At 51.5% G+C, this 1,710-nt stretch carries 1 protein-coding gene and 1 pseudogene; one reads left to right on the forward strand and one right to left on the reverse strand.

Annotated features, from left to right (window positions below; genetic code table 11):
• A pseudogene (locus GYA94_RS24900) lies at positions 1–272 on the reverse strand (DUF2780 domain-containing protein); the annotation flags it as partial.
• Positions 273–432: 160 nt separating this feature from the next.
• On the opposite strand from GYA94_RS24900, the gene GYA94_RS28355 reads away from it, so the two are divergent.
• Entirely contained in the window at positions 433–1,413 is a 981-nt protein-coding gene (locus tag GYA94_RS28355; protein ID WP_255326991.1) for an RHS repeat-associated core domain-containing protein, read from the forward strand.
• Positions 1,414–1,710: the final 297 nt, after the last annotated feature.

Raw genomic sequence — 1,710 nt, forward strand, 5'->3', positions numbered from 1 at the left:
GCCGACTGGCTACCCTTGTTGCTGCCCAGCAAATCCCCCAAGCCACTTAGCCCGCCCAGGGCATTGGCACCCGACAACAGGTCCAGGCCCGGTACCGCCTTGGTCAGCTGGCCATAGTCCTCGCTGCTCAGGCTGTTGCGTGCCAAACCCAACATCGCCCCCGCCCCGCCCACGGCCTGCTCGGGGGTGATGTTCAACTGGCTGCCCAGGGTGTTGAGCAAATCGGCCTGCGCCTGGGGCGCCTGTACCTGGCCTTGCTGTTGCTGATTTTCCGAGAGGGGCCTCGTTGGCCAGAATGGTCTGGAAAACGAGAGATCTGACTGGCGCTCATTGGGCTTGTTCCCACCGTCTAACAACTAGCAAAACTACCAGTTGTGGTTATGCAATGCTTCGCGCAGCATCAAGCACTCCGACAACTGTTGGGTGAATGTTATGCCGAACAAAACAAACGGAAGAACCGAACCAGCTTGCGAAGCGACCGGCCTCCGCTTTAAAAAATTGTCAAATGACAATTCTCTACACTTCTATCAAAATGGTCATTTAAACACTACAGTATCTCCGCACGGGTGCCGTCATATTGTTCGCGTGCAAGATACAGTTTTGGCGCAACTCGAAAGAGCGCAGGCGACAAAAATATTGACGAGCGATCGCGCCAATTCTGTCTTGGGCCTGCTCGACAGGGTCATGACGTACTCACCTTACGGCCATCTGGAAACCTCGGAAGACGCCGTGCTATTGGCCTTCAACGGTCAATGGCGTGACCCGCGGACCTTATGCTACCTATTAGGTAGCTATCGGCTGTTCAGTCCGCAACTACAGCGGTTTTGTAGCCCAGACTCTTTTAGTCCCTTTGCCAGTGGTGGTTTGAACGCTTATAGCTACTGCTTTGGCGACCCCACAAACCATACAGATAATTCGGGGCATATAGCATACAGAATATTTAGGCGTCTCTTGCCCATGTTCAGGAATACTGAGTCAGAATCCAAATACTACAAATCAAAAATTAAAAATTTGGTAAACAAGGCCAACAAGGCACAGAGAAAAGTATACAATATTGAAAATGAATACCGACACAAACCTTACACTTATAGACAACTCAAAGATGCCGTGAATATGAGAGAAAACCCCGATAAATACGAAAAGGGTCTTAGCAAATACATAGCAAAGTTAGTACCTGCCGTAGAAAATCGCGATAAGCTCTATAGAAAGCAGCAAGAAAAACTTCCCAGCTACGTAGACAAGTCTGTTGGGCCCGAACAGAGCTCTCAGCTACAGGAGGACTTAGCCAAGGCTTTCAATGCACGGCGGCAGGCTAGGAGGGATAAAACCGCAGAGCCGGAGTGGATTGGAGAGTTTTTTGAGAGCTTATCCCATCAAGCTTCCGCCGTCAGGAGGCCTTATTCAACTGAGTAGTGACTTTCCAGGGCTGGAACGGGATGATCTGGGCTGGGCTCTAGTATCGGGCGGTCGCTGCGAAATCAGCGACCGGCTTTGACAGGCCGCACTCGTCAACCACATGGCTTTTGCCGTTATGGCAGCTGTGCATGGGGCACTCATGTGCGCCGGGTTTTGGTTCACCTACCGGTCTGTCAACCCATGTACCGCTGCCACCAATTGTTTGACAGCAGATGGTGATGGCCTCCATTTAAGGTGTTCCATCATGCTTAAGATCGTCCCCGATCCACCCCACACTTACCATTCCCTGGAAGA

It is taken from the genome of Pseudomonas juntendi, assembly GCF_009932375.1.
Taxonomy (GTDB): Bacteria; Pseudomonadota; Gammaproteobacteria; order Pseudomonadales; family Pseudomonadaceae; genus Aquipseudomonas; species Aquipseudomonas juntendi.